This is a genomic window from Mycolicibacter arupensis, from assembly GCF_002086515.1.
Taxonomy (GTDB): Bacteria; Actinomycetota; Actinomycetes; order Mycobacteriales; family Mycobacteriaceae; genus Mycobacterium; species Mycobacterium arupense.
In genome coordinates this window covers 40148-60790 of the sequence record NZ_MVHH01000008.1, presented here as the reverse complement: position 1 = coordinate 60790, position 20643 = coordinate 40148, and the positions used below count along the sequence as shown (strand labels likewise).

Genomic DNA, 20643 nt, shown 5'->3' with positions numbered 1-20643 from the left:
TGCCCGGCCATGACAGGCGCCTTCGATTGGGCGGCAGTGGAGGATTTCCTGGTCAGGCAGGTGATCCAGGCGGTGGAAGCCGCTGGTGCCCAGGAGGATTCGGATCCCATCTACGCGGCGGCGGTCACCGACATCTATGCCGAGCGCATGCTGATCCTGTGGCCCTCGATCGCGGTGTCTGCCGACCCGTTGTCGGCATCGGAGGTCGATCGCTGGCAGCCGAACCGGTGGCGGTGGCATTTCGATGCCACGCCGGAAGGCGACGAGTGGGCGGGCAGGCTGACCGCTCTGGCCGGTTCCCCGGGGCAGGGATTCGACTCGGTGGGGAAGCGCTTTCTCGACACCATCGCCACGGCCTGCGTGCGCGCAACAGATCATGTGGTGGCTCGCCGGCTCCACTTTCTCAGTGAAGATTTCGTTGTCGTGGCTTTGAATGGCGACTCGGGGCTGTTGGAGCAATCGTTGGCCGCCGAGCGGATGCAACGGTGTTTTCCCGCCTTGTTCAACCGCCGACGCGAGCTGGCGCGGCTTCGCGCGCTTGCCGTAGAAGACCGAATCGCGGTTCTGCTCGACACGATCGTGAGCGCATCGCTCGATGATGCGTCCTTCGGCCTGGCCGGCGATCTCTTGGTCGAAATCGGTGCAGCCGCTGCGGACGCGCTGTCCGAATGTCTCCAGCGGGCCATCGCAAGCCGGACGTGGCCGGGCGACGCGCGCGCGCTGGAGATACTGCGGATTGTGGCCGAAATCGGCGTGGCGACATCGCCCGTGCTGCACTCGCTGAAGGCCGTCCTGACCGACCCGTTGGCCTCCGTCGCGTTGCGGGCCGAAGCTGCCGCGACACTGGCATGGATCGGTTGTTTGGACGATATCGCTGAGCACCTTGCCGCATTCCCCGTGGAATTGGCGCTGGACGCGATCACGCGCCCCTATGCCGGTGCCCGGAAGAACGGGCGCCTTGATTATGGTCCGCTGGAATCGTTCCTGAACTGTCAGCCCGACTACGACGACGCCCTCATCGAGCGGTGGTCGTCGCGGGTCCTGTTCGACATCGATGCCGCAGATCTCGCCGCTGCGATGACGGCATTGAGCTCGCGGCGGCATGCGGTACGCCGGCACGCCGCCATCGTCGTGCTGTCAGCGCACCTGTAGTACCTACCTCCGAACCAGCGGCGGCGCGTAGTAGCCCGCCATGGTGTAGAGCACCGGCGCCGCCGCCCTGGCGGCCACCACCCCGTAGGCGTCTTCGTGCTGCTCGGCGAACACCTCGGGGTCGCCGAAGCCGCGATCGATGCGGTCCCGGATGAACGCCAGCCGCACCACCTGGACGGCGAACCTCTTCACGGCCCGGCCCGCGGGACGGCCACCGATGCGGGTGGCCTCGCGGATCGCGTGCTTGCGGGTCCGGATCGATCCGAGCCAGGTCGCCTCGTTCGCGCTGATCAGGCCACCTGCCACCATCGCGGGCAGTTTGGTCGCCACCAGCTGCTGTTCGTGTCGACGGCTCAAAATCGCCAGCAACACCATCAGAAGGAACACCGGCACCAGCCAGAACAGGTACGTCACCAGGAACAGCTGGCCGCCGCCCATCGCCAGGGAGGCGTTCCAGGAGGCGTGCAGCGCCACCGCTCCCAGGTAGCCGAGCAGAATCGCGAAGGCTTTGGACCAGAATCCGTGGCGGCGTAGGGCGAAATACACCCCGATCCCGGTCATTGTGGTGAACAGCGGGTGGGCGAACGGGCCGAAGATCAGCCGGGCGATGGCCACCGCGGCCATCTTCGCCGGTGAATCGGCCGGCGCGATGTAGACGATGTCCTCCATCCAGGCGAAACCCACCGCAACGATGCCCGCATAGACCATGCAGTCGGTCATCGAGTTCAGCGCGAGGCGCCGCCGTCCGGTCAGCATGATCAGCAGGAAGAGGCCCTTGGCGGCCTCCTCGATGAACGGTGCCTGGATGGCCGCCATGTCGAAGGTCTTCGACACCAGCGGGCGAATGTTGGCCACCGACGAGCCGAAGGTTTCCAGGCCCACGGCCAGCACCACGGCCACCGATGCGCCCCACAGGAACGCCAGTTGCAGCAGGCGGCGCGGTTCGGGTTCCCAGCGGTCCAGCCACCGGTAACACAGCAGCACCACCAGCATCGACATGCTCGCCAGTACCAGCGCGGTCAGTGTTCCGCCCGGGTTTGCGGCGGTGAACAACAGCAAGAGGAAGGCCGTGAGAATGGCGAGTAGGACGATCACGATGAGCGGCGCTCCGACTTTCCGCCGGTTCCGCATCTGAGGCATAGCGAGCGAGCGTAGCCACCGGTTTGTCCAGCGTGCAACGCGTCGAGTAGCCTCGACTGGTAGTCCGCGACTAGTCCCAGACCAAGATCGTGTGCTACCGCGTGTTCAGCATGCGTGACATCACCCGTCCCTACTACGCCACAATGTCCGGAGCAACCCAACACATGCCAAGTCCCACCATCACCTCGCCGCAAGTAGCCATCAACGACATTGGCTCGGCCGAGGACTTTCTCGCCGCTATCGACAAGACGATCAAGTACTTCAACGATGGCGACATCGTAGAAGGGACCATCGTCAAGGTTGACCGGGACGAGGTCCTGCTCGACATCGGTTACAAGACCGAAGGGGTCATCCCCTCCCGCGAACTGTCCATCAAGCACGACGTTGACCCCCACGAGGTGGTGTCCGTCGGCGATGAGGTCGAAGCTCTGGTCCTGACCAAAGAGGACAAAGAGGGTCGGCTGATCCTGTCCAAGAAGCGCGCCCAGTACGAGCGCGCCTGGGGCACCATCGAGGAGCTCAAGGAGAAGGACGAGGCCGTCAAGGGCACCGTCATCGAGGTCGTCAAGGGCGGCCTGATCCTCGACATCGGGCTGCGCGGCTTCCTGCCGGCCTCGCTGGTGGAGATGCGTCGGGTCCGTGACCTGCAGCCGTACATCGGCAAGGAGATCGAAGCCAAGATCATCGAGCTGGACAAGAACCGCAACAACGTGGTGCTGTCGCGTCGCGCCTGGCTGGAGCAGACCCAGTCCGAGGTGCGCAGCGAGTTCCTCAACCAGCTGCAGAAGGGCGCCGTCCGCAAGGGTGTCGTGTCCTCGATCGTCAACTTCGGCGCCTTCGTCGACCTGGGCGGCGTGGACGGCCTGGTGCACGTCTCCGAGCTGTCCTGGAAGCACATCGACCACCCGTCCGAGGTGGTTCAGGTGGGCGACGAGGTCACCGTCGAGGTGCTCGACGTCGACATGGACCGCGAGCGGGTTTCGCTGTCGCTCAAGGCCACTCAGGAAGACCCGTGGCGGCACTTCGCCCGTACCCACGCGATCGGTCAGATCGTCCCGGGCAAGGTCACCAAGCTGGTGCCGTTCGGTGCGTTCGTCCGCGTCGAGGAGGGCATCGAGGGCCTGGTGCACATCTCCGAGCTGGCTGAGCACCACGTCGAGGTTCCCGACCAGGTGGTCGCCGTCGGCGACGACGCCATGGTCAAGGTCATCGACATCGACCTGGACCGCCGCCGGATCTCGCTGAGCCTCAAGCAGGCCAACGAGGACTACACCGAGGAGTTCGACCCCTCGAAGTACGGCATGGCCGACAGCTACGACGAGCAGGGCAACTACATCTTCCCCGAGGGCTTCGACGCCGACACCAACGAGTGGATCGAAGGTTTCGACAAGCAGCGCACCGAGTGGGAGGCCCGCTACGCCGAGGCCGAGCGCCGGCACAAGATGCACACCACGCAGATGGAGAAGTTCGCCGCTGCCGAGCAGGCCGAGCCGCGCTCGGGTGCCAACGGTTCGCACCGCGACGAGGCTCCGGCCGGTGGTTCGCTGGCCAGCGACGAGCAGCTCGCCGCACTGCGGGAGAAGCTCGCCGGTAACAGCGCCTAACCAGCGCCCAGCGGGGTTGAAGGGGCGCAGATGCTGCGTATCGGTCTGACCGGCGGTATTGGCGCCGGTAAGTCGACGGTGTCGGCGACCTTCAGCCGCCACGGTGGCGTCATCGTCGACGGTGACGTCATCGCCCGTGAAGTCGTGGAGCCCGGTACCGAAGGCCTCGCCAAGTTGGTCGAGGCCTTCGGGCCGGGCATCCTGCTTTCGGACGGGGCTTTAGACCGTCCGGCGCTGGCCGCGATCGCTTTCAGCGACGACGACAAGCGGGCCATTCTCAACGGCATTGTGCATCCGCTGGTGGCACACCGCCGCTCCGAGCTGATCGCCGAGGCCGGTGACGAAGCGGTGATCGTCGAGGACATCCCGCTGCTCGTCGAATCGCAGATGGCTCCGCTGTTTCCGCTGGTGGTCGTGGTGCACGCGGACATCGAAACCAGGGTGACGCGGCTGACCCACTACCGTGGCATGTCCGAAGAGGACGCGCGGGCTCGGATCGCCGCGCAGGCCACCGAGCCACAGCGCCGCGACGTCGCCGACGTCTGGCTGGACAACTCCGGCGACCCGGACCAATTGGCGGAGCAGGCCCTGGAGCTGTGGCACCAGCGCATCAAGCCGTTCGCGCACAACCTGATCACCCGCCAGACGGTGCCGTCGCCCACTCAGCTGATGAAGGCCGATCCGACCTGGCCGGATCAGGCGCAACGCATCCTGGCCCGGCTGCGCACCGCCTGCGGGCACCGGGCCGTCCGGGTGGATCACATCGGCTCCACCGCGGTGCGCTGGCCGGAGGCCTTCGAAGCCCGAGACGTCATCGACGTCCAGGTCACGGTCGCGTCGCTGGCGGTGGCCGACGAACTCACCGAGTCCCTGCTACGGGCGGGCTACCCGGCGGTGGAGACGATCACCGCGGACAACGGCAAACCCGATGCGCGCAGCACGGTCGCGGAGTTCGACCACGCGGCAGATCCGGCGTTGTGGCGCAAGCGTATTCACGCCTCTGCCGACCCGGGCCGGGCCACCAACGTGCACATCCGCGTCCAGGGTTGGCCCAATCAGCAGTTCGCCCTGCTGTTTCCGGCCTGGCTTTCCGCCGACGCTGCCGCGCAGGCGGAGTATCTGGCCATCAAGCGTGACGCCGAACGCGCGGGAATCGACGGCGGCATCGAGGCCTATGCCTCGGTCAAGGAGCCCTGGTTCGACACCGCCTACCGGCAGGCCTGGGCCTGGGCCGACGCCACCGGGTGGCGTCCCTAGCGGACCTGGCCGGTCAGGCCATGCTGCTGATCAGCGCGCCGCACAGCATCGCGCCGGTGTGGGGATCATTGGTGTTCCCCCAGGTGTTGACGAAGCGCTCACTCTTGACCGTGGTGACTTCGTCGACCTTGATCTCGCAGTGCACCGTCGCGGTGGTCGGGAAGCGCAGCCGGATCACCATGCCGGCCTTGCTGGGGTCGGCCATCACGGTGTTGGCCTCGAACGGCGTTCCGAAAGCGTCGAGGTCCGCGCTGGCCGTCTCGTAGTCGTTGCGCATGAACGTGACGACGTTGCCGCTCGACCAGGCGTCGACCTTCGCGATGTAGGTCACGTTGTGCAGCTCGGTGGTGGTGTCGTTGTCGTCGGCTGCCGCCGGAGCCGGGATCAGCTGACCGCTGCCGATCAGGGCCGCGATGGTTGCGGCGACGACACCGAATCGCAGTGTGGCGTTCATATCAGCGCAGTTTAGCGCGGTCACGGGAACTGCCTCCGGCCATTGCGCCTAGCGTGACTCCGCCGGCGAGCCGGTGAATCCGTCACCGACCGGCCAACTCACCTGCATGCCCTGATCGCTGAGCCAGCGCTGCAGGTCATAGCCGTGCCGGGCCAGGCCGTCGACGGCGGCTACAGCGCGCAGCACCGCCTGCTCGGCGTCCCCGAGACTCAGCAGACCTTCGGAGACGGCCGCCATCAGCTCGTCGGTGTCGGCGAGCTCGACGCCGGATCCGGTGCGAACCACCAGGTCCAGGTAGTGGTCGCGGGAACGCCAGAGCTGCGGCCCCGCGGTGTACTCGCCGACGTCGAGATAGAAATCCTGGTCGCGTTCGTGGCCCGGGTTGAAGTGGAACACGGTCGCGCGAAGTCCCAGCGACGGCAGCAGCCAGGACTGCAGGTAGTGGAACTGTGCCCGGCCCGGGGTGGGTCGAGCCAGGTAAAGGCCCCAGGGCTGCACCGTGTAGATGTCGACGGCGCGCACCACCCCCTTGGGGTCGGTGTTGGTGTAGCCGACCAGATCAAAGGTCTCTTCTTTGGGTGCGTGCACCGCGATGCCCTTCTGCCCTGGCCGTGCTGTCGGCGGCCACGCCTACTCTGGTTTCCGTGGCCTTCGCAACGGAACACCCCATCGTCGCGCATTCGGAGTACCGGCCTGCCGCTGACGCCGTCGAAGGCGTCGTGCGCGCCGGCGGCCGGTTCGAGGTGGTCAGCGAATTTCAGCCGGCCGGTGACCAGCCGGCCGCCATCGCCGACCTGGAACGCCGCATCACCTCCGGGGAGAAGGACGTGGTGCTGCTGGGTGCCACCGGAACGGGCAAATCGGCCACCGCGGCCTGGCTGATCGAACGGTTGCAGCGCCCCACGCTGCTGATGGCTCCCAACAAGACGCTGGCCGCGCAGCTGGCCAACGAGCTGCGGGAAATGCTGCCGCACAACGCCGTCGAGTACTTCGTCTCGTACTACGACTACTACCAGCCGGAAGCGTATATCGCGCAGACCGATACCTATATCGAGAAGGACAGCTCCATCAACGACGACGTGGAGCGGCTGCGCCATTCGGCGACCTCCAGCCTGCTGTCACGGCGCGACGTCGTGGTGGTGGCGTCGGTGTCGTGCATCTACGGTCTGGGCACCCCGCAGTCCTACCTGGACCGCTCCGTCGAACTTCAGGTCGGCGCGGAGGTGCCGCGCGACGCCCTGCTGCGCCTGCTGGTCGACGTGCAGTACACCCGCAACGACATGGCGTTCACCCGCGGCTCGTTCCGGGTGCGTGGCGACACCGTCGAGATCATCCCCTCCTATGAGGAGCTGGCGGTGCGCATCGAGTACTTCGGCGACGAGGTCGAGGCGCTGTACTACCTGCATCCGCTCACCGGGGACGTGGTCCGCAAGGTCGATTCACTGCGCATCTTCCCGGCCACCCATTACGTCGCAGGTCCAGACCGGATGACGCAGGCCATCTCCACCATCGAGGAGGAGCTGGCCGCCCGGCTCGACGAGTTGGAGCGCCACGGCAAGCTGCTCGAGGCCCAGCGACTGCGGATGCGCACCAACTACGACATCGAGATGATGCGGCAGGTCGGCTTCTGCTCGGGCATCGAGAACTATTCGCGCCACATCGACGGCCGCGGCGCAGGCACGGCGCCGGCGACGCTGATCGACTACTTCCCCGAAGACTTCTTGCTCATCATCGACGAGTCGCACGTCACCGTGCCGCAGATCGGTGCCATGTACGAGGGCGACATGTCGCGCAAACGCAACCTGGTCGAGTTCGGCTTCCGGTTGCCTTCGGCGTGCGACAACCGGCCGTTGACCTGGGAGGAGTTCGCCGATCGGATCGGTCAGACGGTCTACATGTCGGCCACCCCGGGCCCCTATGAGCTCAGCCAGGCCGGTGGCGAGTTCGTCGAGCAGGTGATCCGCCCGACCGGCCTGGTGGATCCCAAGGTGGTGGTCAAGCCCACCAAGGGCCAGATCGACGATCTGATCGCCGAGATCCGGCAGCGCACCGAGGCCGACGAGAGGGTGCTGGTCACCACGCTCACCAAGAAGATGGCCGAAGACCTCACCGACTACCTGCTGGAGATGGGCATCCGGGTGCGCTACCTGCACTCCGAGGTCGACACCCTGCGCCGGGTCGAGCTGCTGCGGCAGCTGCGGTTGGGGGAGTACGACGTCCTGATCGGCATCAACCTGCTGCGTGAGGGCCTCGATCTGCCGGAGGTGTCGCTGGTGTCGATCCTGGACGCCGACAAGGAAGGCTTCCTGCGCTCCACCCGCAGCCTGATCCAGACCATCGGCCGCGCCGCCCGCAACGTGTCGGGCGAGGTGCACATGTACGCCGACAAGATCACCGACTCGATGCGTGAGGCCATCGACGAGACCGAACGGCGGCGGGCCAAGCAGGTCGCCTACAACGAGGAGCACGGCATCGACCCGCAGCCGCTCCGTAAGAAGATCGCAGACATTCTCGACCAGGTTTACCGGGAGGTGGAGGACACCGAATCGGTCGAGGTCGCCGGATCGGGCCGCAATGCCTCACGCGGGCGGCGCGCCCAGGGTGAGCCGGGCCGATCGGTCAGCGCCGGGATCATCGAGGGCCGTGACACCAGCAACATGCCGCGCGCCGAGCTGGCCGACTTGGTCAAGGACCTGACCGAACAGATGATGAACGCGGCGCGGGACCTGCAGTTCGAACTGGCCGCCCGGATTCGCGACGAGATCGCCGACCTCAAAAAAGAATTGCGGGGCATGGACGCGGCCGGGATCAAGTGACCCGCCCTGCCACGGGCAGCTGGCGCGAGCTGCTCGGCAAGCGCTATCTGGGCACCTCCGCGGTGCTGGCCGGTGGTGTAGCGCTGTATGCCACCAATGAGCTGCTGACCATCAGCCTGCTGCCCAGCACTATCAACGACATCGGCGGCGAACGGTTCTACGCCTGGGTAACCACCCTCTATCTGGTCGGATCGGTGCTCGCCGCGGCGGCGGCCAACGCGGTCCTGACCCGCCTGGGCTCCCGCTCGGCCTATCTGCTGGGCCTGCTGGCCTTCGGGGCGGGCGCGGTGGTCTGCGCGCTGGCACCCCAGATGGAAGTCCTGCTGGTCGGTCGCACCCTGCAGGGCATGGGCGGTGGCCTGCTGGCCGGACTGGGTTACGCGCTGATCAACGCGGTACTGCCCAGCTGGCTGTGGACTCGGGCCTCGGGCCTGGTTTCGGCCATGTGGGGGATCGGCACCCTGGTCGGGCCGGCGGCCGGCGGCCTGTTCGCCCAGTTCGGCATCTGGCGGTGGGCCTTCATCGTGATGGCCTTGCTGACTGTCGTGATGGCCGTGGCCGTCAGCGTGGTGCTGACGGCCGGCAGCAGTGGACATCGGGGTGAGCCGACGACGTTCCCGCTGCGGTCGCTGCTGTTGTTGGGCGGCGCCGCGCTGGCCGTCAGCGTCGCGCAGTTGCCTCGTAGCCTGCTCGGAGCCGGTGGCCTCTTGCTCGTCGGCGGGATGCTGCTGATGGTGTTTCTGGTGGTGGATCGGCGTTCGCCATCTGCGGTGTTGCCGCCCAGCGCCTTCCAGCCGGGCCGTGAGAAGTGGATCTACTTAACCCTGGGCCTGCTGATGGCCACCACCAAGGCCAACCTGTATATCCCGCTGCTGGGACAGCGGCTGGCGCACCTGGCCCCGGTGATGGCCGGGTTTCTGGGCGCTGCGTTGTCCACCGGCTGGACGTTCAGCGAGATCGCGAGCGCGTCGGTGAGCAAGGTGCGGGTGGTCATCGGGTTGGTGATCAGCGCACCACTGGTCATGTCGGCAGGGCTGACGGTGGTCGCGTTCACCCGGATGAGCCACTACAACCCGACGGCGGTCGCCGCGATCTGGGCGGTGGCGCTGCTGGTGGTGGGCATCGGCGTGGGCGCGGGCTGGCCGCACCTGTCGGCGTGGGCGATGAGCTGCGTCGACGATCCGGCTGAGGGGGGTACCGCGGCAGCGGCCATCAACACCGTCCAGCTGATCGGTGGTGCGTTCGGCGCCGGCTTTGCCGGTCTGGTGGTCAACACCGCGATGAGCGCCGCCCAGCCCGCCGCCCGCTGGCTGTTCGCGATCTTCGCCGTGCTCGCGGCACTGGGATGTGTGACGGCCTATCGGGCCAGCCGCGGTGCCGGGTCCACCGGCTGAGGCGGTGTGCACGGGGGAACCAGTTCGGCGACCAACGCGTGGACGCGGTCGGCGATGTCGTCGCGGATGGCCCTGACAGCGGCAAGGGGCTGACCGGCGGGATCAGCGACTTGCCAGTCGCGGTAGCTGACGCCGGGAAAGTACGGGCAGGTGTCACCGCAGCCCATGGTGATGACGAGGTCACTGGACTCGACGGTCGCCGCGGTAAGGATCTGGGGTGAACGTGTGGCCAGGTCGATGCCGATCTCGGCCATGGCGGCTACGGCGCCCGGGTTGATCTGGTCGGCGGGCTCGGTACCGGCGGAACGGACTTCGATGCGGTCCCCGGCGAGGTGGTTGAGCAGTGCGGCGGCCATTTGCGAGCGGCCGGCGTTGTGTACGCAGACGAACAGCACGCTCGGCCTGGTGGGTGCGGTGAATCGGGGTCGCAGGGCCAGCGCCGCGTAGACCAGCCCGACCAGGACCGGCACTTCGATCAGCGGCCCGACGACCCCCGCCAGGGCCTGCCCACTGGCGGCTCCCCAGGTGGCGATCGCCACCGCGATGGCGAGTTCGAAATTGTTGCCGGCGGCGGTGAAGGCCAGCGTGGTGGTGCGCGCATAGCCCAGCCCCAGCACAGCTCCCACGAGATAGCCGCCGCCCCACATGATGGCGAAATAGGCCAGGAGCGGGATCGCGATACGAAGCACGTCCAGTGGCTGCCGGGTGATCTGATCACCTTGGAGCGCAAAGAGGATCACGATCGTGAAAAGCAGCCCGTACAGCGCCCACGGACCGATCCGGGGCAGGAAGCGGCTCTCGTACCAGTCACGGCCCTTGGTGCGTTCGGCGACTCGGCGGGACAGGTAGCCGGCGATCAGGGGTATGCCCAAAAAGATCGCCACGGACTTGGCGATCTGCCATGGGGAGACCTCGATGCTGGTCTGCGGCAGACCGAGCCAGCCCGGCAACACCGATAGGTAGAACCAGCCCAGTACGGCGAACATCGCGACTTGGAAGATCGAGTTGAGCGCCACCAGGACGGCGGCGGCTTCGCGATCACCGCAGGCCAGGTCGTTCCAGATGATGACCATGGCGATGCAGCGCGCCAACCCCACCACGATGAGCCCGGTGCGGTATTCGGGCAGGTCGGCCAGCAGCAGCCAGGCCAGCGCAAACATCACGGCCGGCCCAATCACCCAGTTGAGCAGCAGCGAGCTGAGCAGCAGTCGACGATCGGAGGTGACGGCATCGAGGCGGTCGTAGCGGACCTTGGCCAGCACCGGATACATCATGATCAGCAACCCGGCGGCGATCGGCAGGGAGATCCCGTCGATCTGCACCGCCGTCAAGCCGTCACCCAGTCCGGGAATCATTCGGCCCAGAACCAGTCCGGTGGCCATGGCCAGTCCGATCCAGAGCGGCAACAGCCGGTCCAGGGTAGAGAGGCGTGCCGGCGTTGCGGTGTCGGCCATCAGCAGCAGGCGGCCGGCGCAGCGGCGGAGTCGGTATCGGCGATCTTGGTGTAGATCTCCCACCGTTCTCGATCGGGGCCGCTGACCCAGACCTTGTCCTGAAGGGCGAAGCAGCAGGTAGTGCCCATCTCCTCTTCGGTGAACAGTTCGGCAGCCTGTAGCCGAGCGATCTCGGCGTGGACGACGTCGCTGGAAGCCACTTCCACGCCGAGGTGGTTCAGCGTGCCGCCATGGCCGGGGCTTTCGATCAGGACCAACTTCAGTGGCGGGTCGTTGATCGCGAAGTTGGCGTAACCGGGCTTGACCTTGGCGGGCTCGGCGCCAAACAGTGCGCTGTAGAACGCGATTGCGGCGTCGAGGTCGTCGACGTTGAGTGCGAGTTGTAGGCGAGACAGGGCAACCACCTCCGAAGTGTGCGACATATGTCGAACTATCCAGCTGACGTCAGCATGCCCACCTCTTCGATATATGTCAATAAATGTGTCAGAATGGGCGCATGCCCAAGGCGTTGCCCGTGATCGACACGACCGCGCCGGTGTGCTGTGCGCCGGTAGCCGCGGGGCCCATGAGTGACGCCGACGCGCTGCAGATTGCTGTGCGGCTCAAGGCGTTAGCGGATCCGGCGCGAGTCAAGATCGTGTCGTATCTGTTCGGTCCGGGTGCTGGTGAGCAGAACTCCGGCGACTTGGCCAGCGTTCTGGGGCTGAGCGAATCCACCGTCAGTCACCATCTGTCCCAGCTGCGCAAGACCGGGTTGGTGGTCTCGGAGCGGCGGGGAATGAACATGTTTCACCGAGTCCGCCCGGATGCCCTGCAGGCCCTCTGTGTCGCGCTGGACCCCAACTGCTGCACGTAAGTGCCGCTCACCGGGTGGACTTGATCACCTGGGCGAACGTGAATTGCCAACGCTCGGTCACATGGAAGCCCAGCGCGTGCAGCATCTGACCGTCGGGCGTGCGGGCGAATCGCTTGCCCGGCGGCAGCATCGCCGCGCGCTGATGGGCGGGCAGGCTGCGGTCATGATCGGTGATCGTCCAGATCGCCGGGCACCGATCGAACTGGTCAGCCAGTGCCGACACCGACAGGTGCCCGTCCCACAGCCGCCCCAACGCCTGGCGGTGCGGACCCAGTCCGGGATCGGTCAGCTTCGCGAACGCCTCGGGACGTCCGGCCGTCACCGCCCGGATCGGGCCGGGTAACCACCGTGTGGTGTTGTCGATCAGCAGACAGTCCCCGGCCTGGGCGTGCATGGCGATCACGTCGGCCACTGCGCTGTAGTCCCAGCCCTTCTCCTTGGTGTACCGATCACGTTGATTGACAATGTAATTGGGCGCTGCTGCCAGGGTCAGCACGGCGACGGTGGCAATAACGGCGCGGCGCGAAACTGCAAGCGTGGTGACGGCGATGGCCAGCGCTATCGCCATGGCGGGCGCTGTGCTGATCAGATATCGCGGGTAGTAGACCGGTTTCACCACCGCCGAATAGGCCACCGCGGCCAACGTCGGCACCAGCATCCACGTCACGCACAGCAGCACCAGCTGTCGTGTGGCGGAATCGGGCGCGCGGCGCGCACCGGTGCGCACCGCGAACACCGCCGCGGCCAGCGTGAGCCAGGCCAGGATCGCAAACGGCACACTCTTGTCGAAATACTGCTGCTCGGCGATCTCCACGACGGTCTGCATTCCCGGCGGCCGAATCCAGGCGACCTGACGGATCTGTCCCTGGCTGAACCACAAGAACGGGGCCAGTGCCACCAGCGCGCCACCGGCCGCGGCGGCCCACCTCCGCCGTTCCCGGGAGCCGACGCCCATGGTGCGCAGCGTCACCGCATGTACTGCCACCACGAGCACGGTGAACGTGTTCAGCAGGGTCGAGGCGACAATCGCCACGCCGTAGCCCGTCCATAGCCGGACGCTGTCGCGCCGGGCCGCGGCCACCCACAGCACGGTGAGCCAGACGGCGGCCATGGCAGCGAAGGCGTACGGCCGGGCCTCGACGCCGGCCCACGTCATCCGCGGCAATACTGCGTAAAGCGCACCGGCACACAGGGATACGTGCCGGCTGCTGAACTTTCCCGTCAGCACGACCACGCCGGCGGCCCCGGCTCCGACGGCCAGTGAACTCGGCAGCCGTGACCAGAATTCGGTCGCGGGGAACACCGCGAACCAGCCGTGCATGAACAGGTAGTACAGGCCGTGCACCGCGTCGATGTGGGTGAGCAACCGCCACAGTTCCGGCAGCGAGCGGTGCGTCGCCGCCGAGATGGTGGCTGCCTCGTCGAACCACAGCGAGGGCCGACTCGCCCCGATCACGCTGATCAGCGTTGCCGCGACGGCGATTACGGCCGCGTCCGGCGAGCGTCGCGGTCGACCGTGCGGGGGCGCCTCGATGCCCACCGGTGCCGGGGTCAGAACCTGGCTCACCGGTGTGCGCTGTCGGTTGCGGTGGCAGTGATGACATTCCACGCTACCGCTCGACACGTCCTGTCAGCTACGTCACCAGGACCGCCGAACGGGGCTTTGTGGCTGCTCAGGCCGTTGTGCACTGCGCGGCGCAAACGACATGTGACGTCAATTGCCCCCATCGGGGCCGCCGACGCGTTAGGGTCGCCATGGCTTAATTTGCGAACAGGCGATCAATGCACCGGGAGGGTTACCCATGAGCGGCTACAAGACCGTGGTGGTCGGTACTGACGGCTCGGACTCGTCGCTGCGCGCCGTCGACCGCGCGGCTCACCTGGCGTCCGGTGAGGGCGCCAAGGTCGTCATCGCCACCGCCTATCTGCCGCACGCCGACGACCCCCGCGCCGCCGATGCGCTCAAGGACGAGGGCTACAAGGCTTCGGGCAACGCCCCGATCTACGCCATCCTCAAGGAAGCCAAGGAGCGGGCCATCGCGGCCGGCGCCTACGAGGTCGAAGAGCGGGCCATTGTCGGTGCCCCGGTCGATGCGCTGGTGGAGCTGGCCGAGTCGGTCAAGGCCGACCTGCTGGTCGTTGGCAACGTCGGCCTGAGCACCATCGCCGGGCGGCTGCTCGGTTCCGTGCCGGCCAATGTGTCGCGGCGCTCCAAGATCGACGTGCTGATCGTTCACACCACGGGCTAGCGGCGGGTTCACCAACCCCGCTCGCGCCATTCCGCCAGGTGCGGGCGCTCTGCTCCCAGGACGGTGTCATCACCGTGTCCGGGGTAGACGATGGTGTCGTCGCCGAACCGGTCGAACACCTTACGGCTCACATCACCCAGCAGGCGCTCGAAATCCCCGGGCTGCCACGTCTTTCCGACGCCGCCCGGAAACAGGCAGTCGCCGGTGAACAGCTGGGTCACCCCGCCGGTCGCCGGGCCGTCCAGGGCCAGCGCCACCGATCCCTCGGTGTGGCCCTGCAGGTGAATCACATCGAAGCTCAGATCGCCGATGGTCACCGTGTCGCCGTCGGCCAGGATGCGGTCCGGCTTCACCGGCAGCGGCTCGGCGTCCAGGGCGTGCGCGGCCGTCGGCGCCCCGGTGGCCTCGGCCAGCGCGGTCAGCGCCTGCCAGTGGTCGAAGTGCTGGTGGCTGGTGACGATCAACGCCACGTCCGGGGCGTACTGGCGCACCAGGGCCAGCAGGGTCTCGGCGTCGTTGGCCGCGTCGATCAGCAGCGTCTTGCCGGTGTGGGTGCACGTCACCAGGTAGGCGTTGTTGTCCATCGGTCCCACCGAGGCCTTGATGATGGTGGCCCCGGGCAGCGTGCGCCTGGCCGCGGTTCCGGGCTCGACGTGTCCGGTGTAGGTGTCGTCCACCGCGATCTGGGAGGTCATTCCCGTCACGGTACTGGCCGTGAGCTGGTTGTCGGTAGCGCCACCTAGCATGGACCCGTGGCTGACCGGCTGATCGTCAAGGGTGCGCGTGAACACAACCTGCGCGGTGTGGACCTGGACCTGCCCCGCGACGCCCTGATCGTCTTCACCGGCCTGTCCGGCTCGGGTAAGTCGTCGCTGGCGTTCGACACCATCTTCGCCGAAGGCCAACGCCGCTATGTCGAGTCGCTGTCGGCCTATGCCCGCCAGTTCCTGGGGCAGATGGACAAGCCCGACGTCGACTTCATCGAGGGCCTCTCGCCGGCGGTGTCCATCGACCAGAAGTCCACCAACCGCAACCCCCGCTCGACGGTCGGCACCATCACCGAGGTCTATGACTACCTGCGGCTGCTCTACGCCCGCGCCGGCACGCCGCACTGCCCTGTCTGCGGCGAGCGCATCGCCCGCCAGACCCCGCAGCAGATCGTCGACCAGGTGCTGGCCATGGATGAGGGCCTGCGCTTTCAGGTGCTGGCGCCGGTGGTGCGCACCCGCAAGGGCGAGTTCGTCGACCTGTTCGAGAAGCTCAACACCCAGGGCTACAGCCGGGTCCGGGTCGACGGCGTGGTGCATTCCCTGACCGATCCACCCAAGCTCAAGAAGCAGGAGAAGCACGACATCGAGGTGGTCGTCGACCGCCTGACCGTCAAGGAATCGGCCAAACAGCGGCTCACCGACTCGGTGGAGACCGCGCTGGGCCTGGCCGACGGCATCGTGGTGCTGGAGTTCGTCGACCGCGAAGACGACCATCCGCATCGCGAGCAGCGCTTCAGCGAGAAGTTGGCCTGCCCCAACGGGCACGCGCTTGCCGTGGACGACTTGGAGCCGCGGTCCTTCTCCTTCAACTCGCCCTACGGCGCCTGCCCCGAATGCGCGGGCCTGGGCGTTCGCAAGGAGGTCGATGCCGACCTGGTGGTGCCCGACTCGGAGCGCACCCTGGCCGAAGGCGCGGTGGTGCCGTGGTCCATGGGCCCCACCAGCGAGTACTTCACCCGGATGATGGCCAGCCTCGGTGAGGCGATGGGCTTCGACGTCGACACCCCGTGGCGCAAACTGCCGGCCAAGGCCCGCAAGGCCATCCTGGAGGGCTCGGACGAGCAGGTGCACGTCCGCTACCGCAACCGCTATGGCCGCACCCGCTCCTATTACACCGATTTCGAAGGTGTGATGGCGTTCCTGCAGCGCAAGATGGAGCAGACCGAATCCGAGCAGATGAAGGACCGCTACGCCGGCTTCATGCGTGACGTGCCGTGCCCGGAATGTGCCGGCACCCGGCTCAAGCCGGAGATCCTCGCGGTGACGCTGGCGGCCGGTGATTACGGCAGCAAATCCATTGCGCAGGTGAGTGAGCTCTCGATCGCCGACTGTGCCGATTTTCTGGGCGCGCTCACCCTGGGTCCGCGTGAGCAGGCCATCGCCGGGCAGGTGCTCAAGGAGATCCAGGCCCGGCTGAGCTTCCTGCTCGACGTCGGCCTGGAGTATCTGACGCTGTCGCGGGCCGCCGGAACCCTCTCCGGTGGTGAGGCGCAACGCATTCGGCTGGCCACCCAGATCGGCTCGGGCTTGGTGGGCGTGCTCTACGTGCTCGATGAGCCATCGATCGGCCTGCATCAGCGCGACAACCGCCGACTGATCGAGACGCTGGTCCGGTTGCGCAATCTGGGCAACACCCTGATCGTCGTCGAGCACGACCTGGACACCATCGCGCACGCCGACTGGATCGTCGACATCGGCCCGGCGGCAGGCGAACACGGCGGCAAGATCGTGCACAGCGGGCCCTACGCCGACTTGCTGACCAACCCCGACTCGATCACCGGGGCTTACCTGTCGGGCGCCAAGAGCATTGCGGTGCCCCAGGAGCGACGCCCGGTGGACGCCAAGCGCCAACTCGGGGTGGTCGGTGCGCGCGAGCACAACCTGTCCGGGGTGGACGTGGCGTTTCCGCTCGGCGTGCTCACCGCGGTCACCGGGGTTTCCGGCTCGGGGAAGTCCACCCTGGTCAACGACATCCTGGCCACAGTGCTGGCCAACAAACTCAACGGTGCCCGGCTGGTGCCCGGCCGCCACACGCGCATCACCGGACTGGACCACCTGGACAAGCTGGTGCGGGTGGACCAGTCGCCGATCGGGCGCACGCCGCGGTCCAACCCGGCCACCTACACCGGGGTGTTCGACAAGATCCGCACCCTGTTCGCCGCCACCACCGAGGCCAAGGTCCGGGGCTATCAGCCCGGCCGGTTCTCGTTCAACGTCAAGGGCGGACGCTGTGAGGCGTGCACCGGCGACGGCACCATCAAGATCGAGATGAACTTCCTGCCGGATGTGTATGTGCCGTGCGAGGTCTGCCACGGCGCCCGTTACAACCGGGAGACCCTCGAAGTGCATTACAAGGGCAAGACCATCGCCGAGGTGCTCGACATGCCGATCGAGACGGCCGCGGACTTCTTCGAGCCGATCACCAGCATCCATCGCTACCTGCGCACCCTGGTCGAGGTCGGGCTGGGCTATGTCCGGCTGGGCCAGCCCGCACCGACCCTCTCCGGCGGTGAGGCGCAGCGGGTGAAGCTGGCCTCCGAACTGCAGAAGCGGTCCACCGGCCGCACGGTCTACATCCTCGACGAGCCCACCACCGGACTGCATTTCGAGGACATCGCCAAGCTGCTGGTGGTCATCAACGGCCTGGTCGACAAGGGCAACACGGTGATCGTCATCGAGCACAACCTCGACGTCATCAAGACCGCGGACTGGATCATCGACATGGGCCCCGAGGGCGGCGCAGGCGGTGGGACGGTGGTGGCCACCGGCACCCCGGAGGACGTCATGGCCGTACCGGAGAGCTACACCGGCAAGTTCCTCGCCGAAATCCTGGGCGCCCCGGCCAAGCCCGTGAAGGCGGTCAAGCGGCGTAAGGCCAGCGCCTAGCTAGCGACCCTCGTTACCGCATACGCCGCGGTTTCAGTTGCAGAGCTGACGGCCGCCAACTTACGGCAGCATTTGGTAGAACCCGTCCCATTCACCGCCGCATGCGCCTGGCCGAGCACGTGCGAACATGTCATTGGACATTCGGCAACTTTGGTCGACTTTGCCTGAATCCGGTCCCAACACGAGCATGGTGGCTTGGGTCCACCGGCTGCCGTCGGGGTAAGGGACGCCGGCGCAGAGGCGGCCCGCGTATATCGGCACATCGCCTCCGGGGCAATAGTCGTCGCGTAGCGATGGATGGTGCGGGTCCGGGTCGGCGTGTGCCGGAACCGCCAGCGTCAGCGAAACACTGAGCATGCCAAAAGCTATTGCGATTGCCTTAAACACCGCTGTCCTTCTTTGCCCGAGACTGAATGTCACGCCGAATCATTCGCTCTAGCTGTCGTCTGGCAGCAATCGAAACGCTGGAGCGTCGTGCAGCGGAACTATAGCCCGGAAGTCACGACGATCAAGGGTAAGGACTGCGTCTGTTTCGTAGCGTTCGGCCAGCGCCACGCAGACGGCATCGGCTAGGTCGAGACGCAAGTCCTCGTAACGATTTTGGACCGTTCGCGCGGTTCGCAAGGTCGCGGCCGTAACGGACGGGATGGCGACGCGTCCCGTACGTTCCTGCGCGAGTAGCCAATCGTTGGTCGCCAGCGCCGCGGCCCTGCCGACGCTGCGGGTGGTGATGTGTTCGATCTCCAGTAGCACCAAGGGGGAGACCACGATCAGTGAAGCGCTGATCATTGCCTGCCGCGCTGCGAGGTGCGCGGGATCTTTCGCATTGAAGGCGGCCACCAGTCCTGAGGTGTCCGCGATGATGATCACTTCGCGCTGTCGACCGCAGCCTCAGCGACCACCTGGTGGATGTCCTCGGCGGTCACCGGACGCGCAAAGTCCAGGACGGGAATGTCCCATCCCGAGGGCCAGCGTGTGGCCCGCAGTGCGGCGAGGTGGAAAGCCTCGCGAAAGTACTCCGACTCAGGCCGCCCTTCGCGTGCCGCGGCTGCCTTGATCACGGCGAGATCATCCTCATCGACCATCACCGTCGTCTTCTTCAGCGCCATATGGGTATGGTACCAGCGCCATAACCCGATGCGGCAGTCCTCAATCGGGGCGACCTCACCGCATTGCGGCCTTGACCAGTGGTGACGGGAACCGAGGCGGAATCCGCACCCCGTCCAGCCATTCCGTGAGTTCCTGCGCACGGCGCGTCAGCACCTCGCGGGCCTGGCTGCCCGGGTCCTCGAGCAGCTGAAGCTGCACCTGTGCGGCGTTGTCCTGATACCAGCCGCCGACAATCCGGCCGTCCCACCACACGGTGGGGCCGGCGTTGCCGTTGCTGTCGAAGACCTGGCCGCGATGCTCACCGAGATACCAGTCACGCTGATACCAGCCCATGGTGGTCACATCTAGGCCGGGCAGCAGGGCGCCCCAGGGCTCGCACTCCGGTTCGGGTTCCAGGTCGTCGGGCAGCGCGTACCCGGGCGCGCCGTGCAGGTCGACTTCGACGGCCCCGATCTCGCCCAGCGCCTTACGGACCGCGGCCTTGGTGCTGCCGAACCACCACCTGATGTCGTCTGCGGTGGCCGGGCCGAACGCGTGCAGCCAGGTGCGGGTCAGCTGAGCCTGTGCCGGCTCGGCGGTCATCGGGGTCCCGGGTTCGCCGAGCCAGCTGGAGGCGGTAGCCCACTTGGGCCGTGACGAGGTCCAGCCACCCTCGTTGGGACCCCGCAGAATGTGGCCTTGGGCACCCAGCACGATCAGCGCCCGCGGCGCCAGATGGGTTTGGCCGCCGTAAGACTTGCCGGGTGCGGGATCGTAAGTGCCGGCCAGGGCGGGCAGGGCCGCCCGCAGCGCGCTGCTGCTGGTCGGTCCGTGCTCATCGAGGTGCGCCAGCACCGTGGCCGCAGCCCGGGTGAGCCACTGTTCGCCGTCATCGGCCACGCCTGCCTTGGCTACATCGGCGATCAGCCTGCGCTGTTCGGCGCCTGCCACCCGGTCGCTGGCCGCAGCCTGCACGGCGGGCAGATCGGCGGGCTCGACCACCCACAGCGTTCGGCGCATCGCCAGATGCTTGACCAGCGAACGTGTTTCATACAGGGCATCGTTCAAGTCGGCGACACTGAAGCCCGGCCGGCGCGCCCACAGCGACAGATACGGGGTGGCGGGATCGCTGGAGTGCAATCCGACCAGCGCCGACGTGATCGTGGTTATCGACTCAGCGGCGGTGTCGCAGGCAAGAAAGTGGCGGCGCGCCAAACGATTCCGCCGTTCGGCGACGGTAAAGGTTCGCACCGGTCAGTGCTCATCCTTGCGCATTGACGTGCGGATCTGTTCGAGCCGTTCGGCGGCCGCGCGCTGGCGGGCGTCGTACTGCTGCTCGACGGTGCGGCCCTCCGGTGACTCGGAGTCCAGCTCCTGGGCGCCGATCGAGGTCTCATATCGGCGCTCGATCTTCTCGCGCACTGCATCGAACGTCGGCACGCCGGCGTCGTCGTAGCCGCTGTCGGGCTGCGGGTCGCTCGATTCGTCACCCATGCCCGCCACGTTACCGCCGGCTCGCGAC

The 20643-nt window shown here is 66.9% G+C and carries 19 protein-coding genes; 8 read left to right on the top strand and 11 right to left on the bottom strand.

Going from position 1 to position 20643, the window contains the following annotated elements; translation table 11 throughout:
* The first annotated feature begins 9 nt into the window (after positions 1 to 9).
* On the top strand, positions 10 to 1152 hold the full coding sequence (locus BST15_RS06105) for a hypothetical protein (protein ID WP_046188945.1): 1143 nt from the start codon (positions 10 to 12) through the stop codon (positions 1150 to 1152).
* A gap of 3 nt (positions 1153 to 1155) precedes the next feature.
* Here the strand turns inward: BST15_RS06105 and BST15_RS06100 are convergent, their stop codons facing one another.
* A complete protein-coding gene (locus BST15_RS06100; protein ID WP_046188946.1) occupies positions 1156 to 2283 on the bottom strand; it encodes a PrsW family intramembrane metalloprotease in 1128 nt (375 codons plus the stop codon).
* 173 nt (positions 2284 to 2456) lie between these two features.
* On the opposite strand from BST15_RS06100, the gene rpsA reads away from it, so the two are divergent.
* The gene (rpsA, locus tag BST15_RS06095) at positions 2457 to 3896 is read left to right on the top strand and encodes a 30S ribosomal protein S1 (RefSeq protein WP_046188969.1); all 1440 of its coding nucleotides are present in this window, start codon (positions 2457 to 2459) and stop codon (positions 3894 to 3896) included.
* A gap of 30 nt (positions 3897 to 3926) precedes the next feature.
* The gene (coaE, locus tag BST15_RS06090) at positions 3927 to 5153 is read left to right on the top strand and encodes a dephospho-CoA kinase (protein ID WP_046188947.1); all 1227 of its coding nucleotides are present in this window, start codon (positions 3927 to 3929) and stop codon (positions 5151 to 5153) included.
* 13 nt (positions 5154 to 5166) lie between these two features.
* Here coaE and BST15_RS06085 read toward each other — a convergent pair whose 3' ends face one another.
* Together BST15_RS06085 and BST15_RS06080 are read right to left on the bottom strand one after the other, a co-directional pair.
* On the bottom strand, positions 5167 to 5607 hold the full coding sequence (locus BST15_RS06085; RefSeq protein ID WP_046188948.1) for a hypothetical protein: 441 nt from the start codon (positions 5605 to 5607) through the stop codon (positions 5167 to 5169).
* Positions 5608 to 5655: 48 nt separating this feature from the next.
* A complete protein-coding gene (locus BST15_RS06080) occupies positions 5656 to 6195 on the bottom strand; it encodes a ribonuclease FAU-1 family protein (RefSeq protein ID WP_046188949.1) in 540 nt (179 codons plus the stop codon).
* A gap of 56 nt (positions 6196 to 6251) precedes the next feature.
* On the opposite strand from BST15_RS06080, the gene uvrB reads away from it, so the two are divergent.
* Both uvrB and BST15_RS06070 read left to right on the top strand, forming a co-directional pair.
* Positions 6252 to 8423, top strand: a complete 2172-nt coding sequence (uvrB, locus tag BST15_RS06075; RefSeq protein WP_046188950.1) for an excinuclease ABC subunit UvrB — start codon at positions 6252 to 6254, stop codon at positions 8421 to 8423.
* Complete coding sequence (locus tag BST15_RS06070; protein ID WP_046188951.1) at positions 8420 to 9817, top strand: MFS transporter; 1398 nt, start codon at positions 8420 to 8422, stop codon at positions 9815 to 9817. The genes uvrB and BST15_RS06070 overlap by 4 nt, the downstream gene beginning before the upstream one ends.
* Here BST15_RS06070 and arsB read toward each other — a convergent pair.
* Positions 9781 to 11271: an ACR3 family arsenite efflux transporter gene (gene arsB / locus BST15_RS06065; RefSeq protein ID WP_046188952.1), complete on the bottom strand. Its 1491-nt coding sequence runs from the start codon at positions 11269 to 11271 to the stop codon at positions 9781 to 9783. The genes BST15_RS06070 and arsB overlap by 37 nt on opposite strands.
* Entirely contained in the window at positions 11271 to 11666 is a 396-nt protein-coding gene (locus BST15_RS06060) for an ArsI/CadI family heavy metal resistance metalloenzyme (protein ID WP_083070864.1), read from the bottom strand. Before BST15_RS06060 ends, arsB begins: the two co-directional genes overlap by 1 nt.
* Positions 11667 to 11767: 101 nt before the next feature.
* Between BST15_RS06060 and BST15_RS06055 the strand changes: the two genes are divergently transcribed.
* Positions 11768 to 12127: an Rv2640c family ArsR-like transcriptional regulator gene (locus BST15_RS06055; protein WP_046188954.1), complete on the top strand. Its 360-nt coding sequence runs from the start codon at positions 11768 to 11770 to the stop codon at positions 12125 to 12127.
* Positions 12128 to 12134: 7 nt separating this feature from the next.
* Here BST15_RS06055 and BST15_RS06050 read toward each other — a convergent pair whose 3' ends face one another.
* Positions 12135 to 13694, bottom strand: coding sequence for a glycosyltransferase family 39 protein (locus tag BST15_RS06050; protein WP_083070855.1), 1560 nt, complete (start codon positions 13692 to 13694; stop codon positions 12135 to 12137).
* Positions 13695 to 13929: 235 nt separating this feature from the next.
* Between BST15_RS06050 and BST15_RS06045 the strand changes: the two genes are divergently transcribed.
* A complete protein-coding gene (locus BST15_RS06045; RefSeq protein ID WP_046188955.1) occupies positions 13930 to 14376 on the top strand; it encodes a universal stress protein in 447 nt (148 codons plus the stop codon).
* 8 nt (positions 14377 to 14384) lie between these two features.
* On the opposite strand, the gene BST15_RS06040 is transcribed toward BST15_RS06045, so the two are convergent.
* On the bottom strand, positions 14385 to 15071 hold the full coding sequence (locus BST15_RS06040) for an MBL fold metallo-hydrolase (protein WP_046188956.1): 687 nt from the start codon (positions 15069 to 15071) through the stop codon (positions 14385 to 14387).
* Positions 15072 to 15128: 57 nt separating this feature from the next.
* Between BST15_RS06040 and uvrA the strand changes: the two genes are divergently transcribed.
* Positions 15129 to 18032 (top strand): excinuclease ABC subunit UvrA, encoded by a 2904-nt coding sequence (gene uvrA / locus BST15_RS06035; RefSeq protein ID WP_046188957.1) that lies wholly within the window; start codon positions 15129 to 15131, stop codon positions 18030 to 18032.
* Positions 18033 to 18467: 435 nt separating this feature from the next.
* Here uvrA and BST15_RS06030 read toward each other — a convergent pair whose 3' ends face one another.
* Genes BST15_RS06030 through BST15_RS06015 form a run of 4 tightly spaced genes read right to left on the bottom strand, consistent with a single transcriptional unit; the run spans position 18468 to position 20615 of the window.
* Positions 18468 to 18902: a type II toxin-antitoxin system VapC family toxin gene (locus tag BST15_RS06030; RefSeq protein ID WP_046188958.1), complete on the bottom strand. Its 435-nt coding sequence runs from the start codon at positions 18900 to 18902 to the stop codon at positions 18468 to 18470.
* Entirely contained in the window at positions 18899 to 19141 is a 243-nt protein-coding gene (locus tag BST15_RS06025; protein WP_046188959.1) for a ribbon-helix-helix protein, CopG family, read from the bottom strand. The genes BST15_RS06030 and BST15_RS06025 overlap by 4 nt, the downstream gene beginning before the upstream one ends.
* Before the next feature lie 55 nt (positions 19142 to 19196).
* A complete protein-coding gene (locus BST15_RS06020; protein ID WP_046188960.1) occupies positions 19197 to 20372 on the bottom strand; it encodes a winged helix DNA-binding domain-containing protein in 1176 nt (391 codons plus the stop codon).
* 3 nt (positions 20373 to 20375) lie between these two features.
* Positions 20376 to 20615: a hypothetical protein gene (locus tag BST15_RS06015; protein ID WP_046188971.1), complete on the bottom strand. Its 240-nt coding sequence runs from the start codon at positions 20613 to 20615 to the stop codon at positions 20376 to 20378.
* Positions 20616 to 20643: the final 28 nt, after the last annotated feature.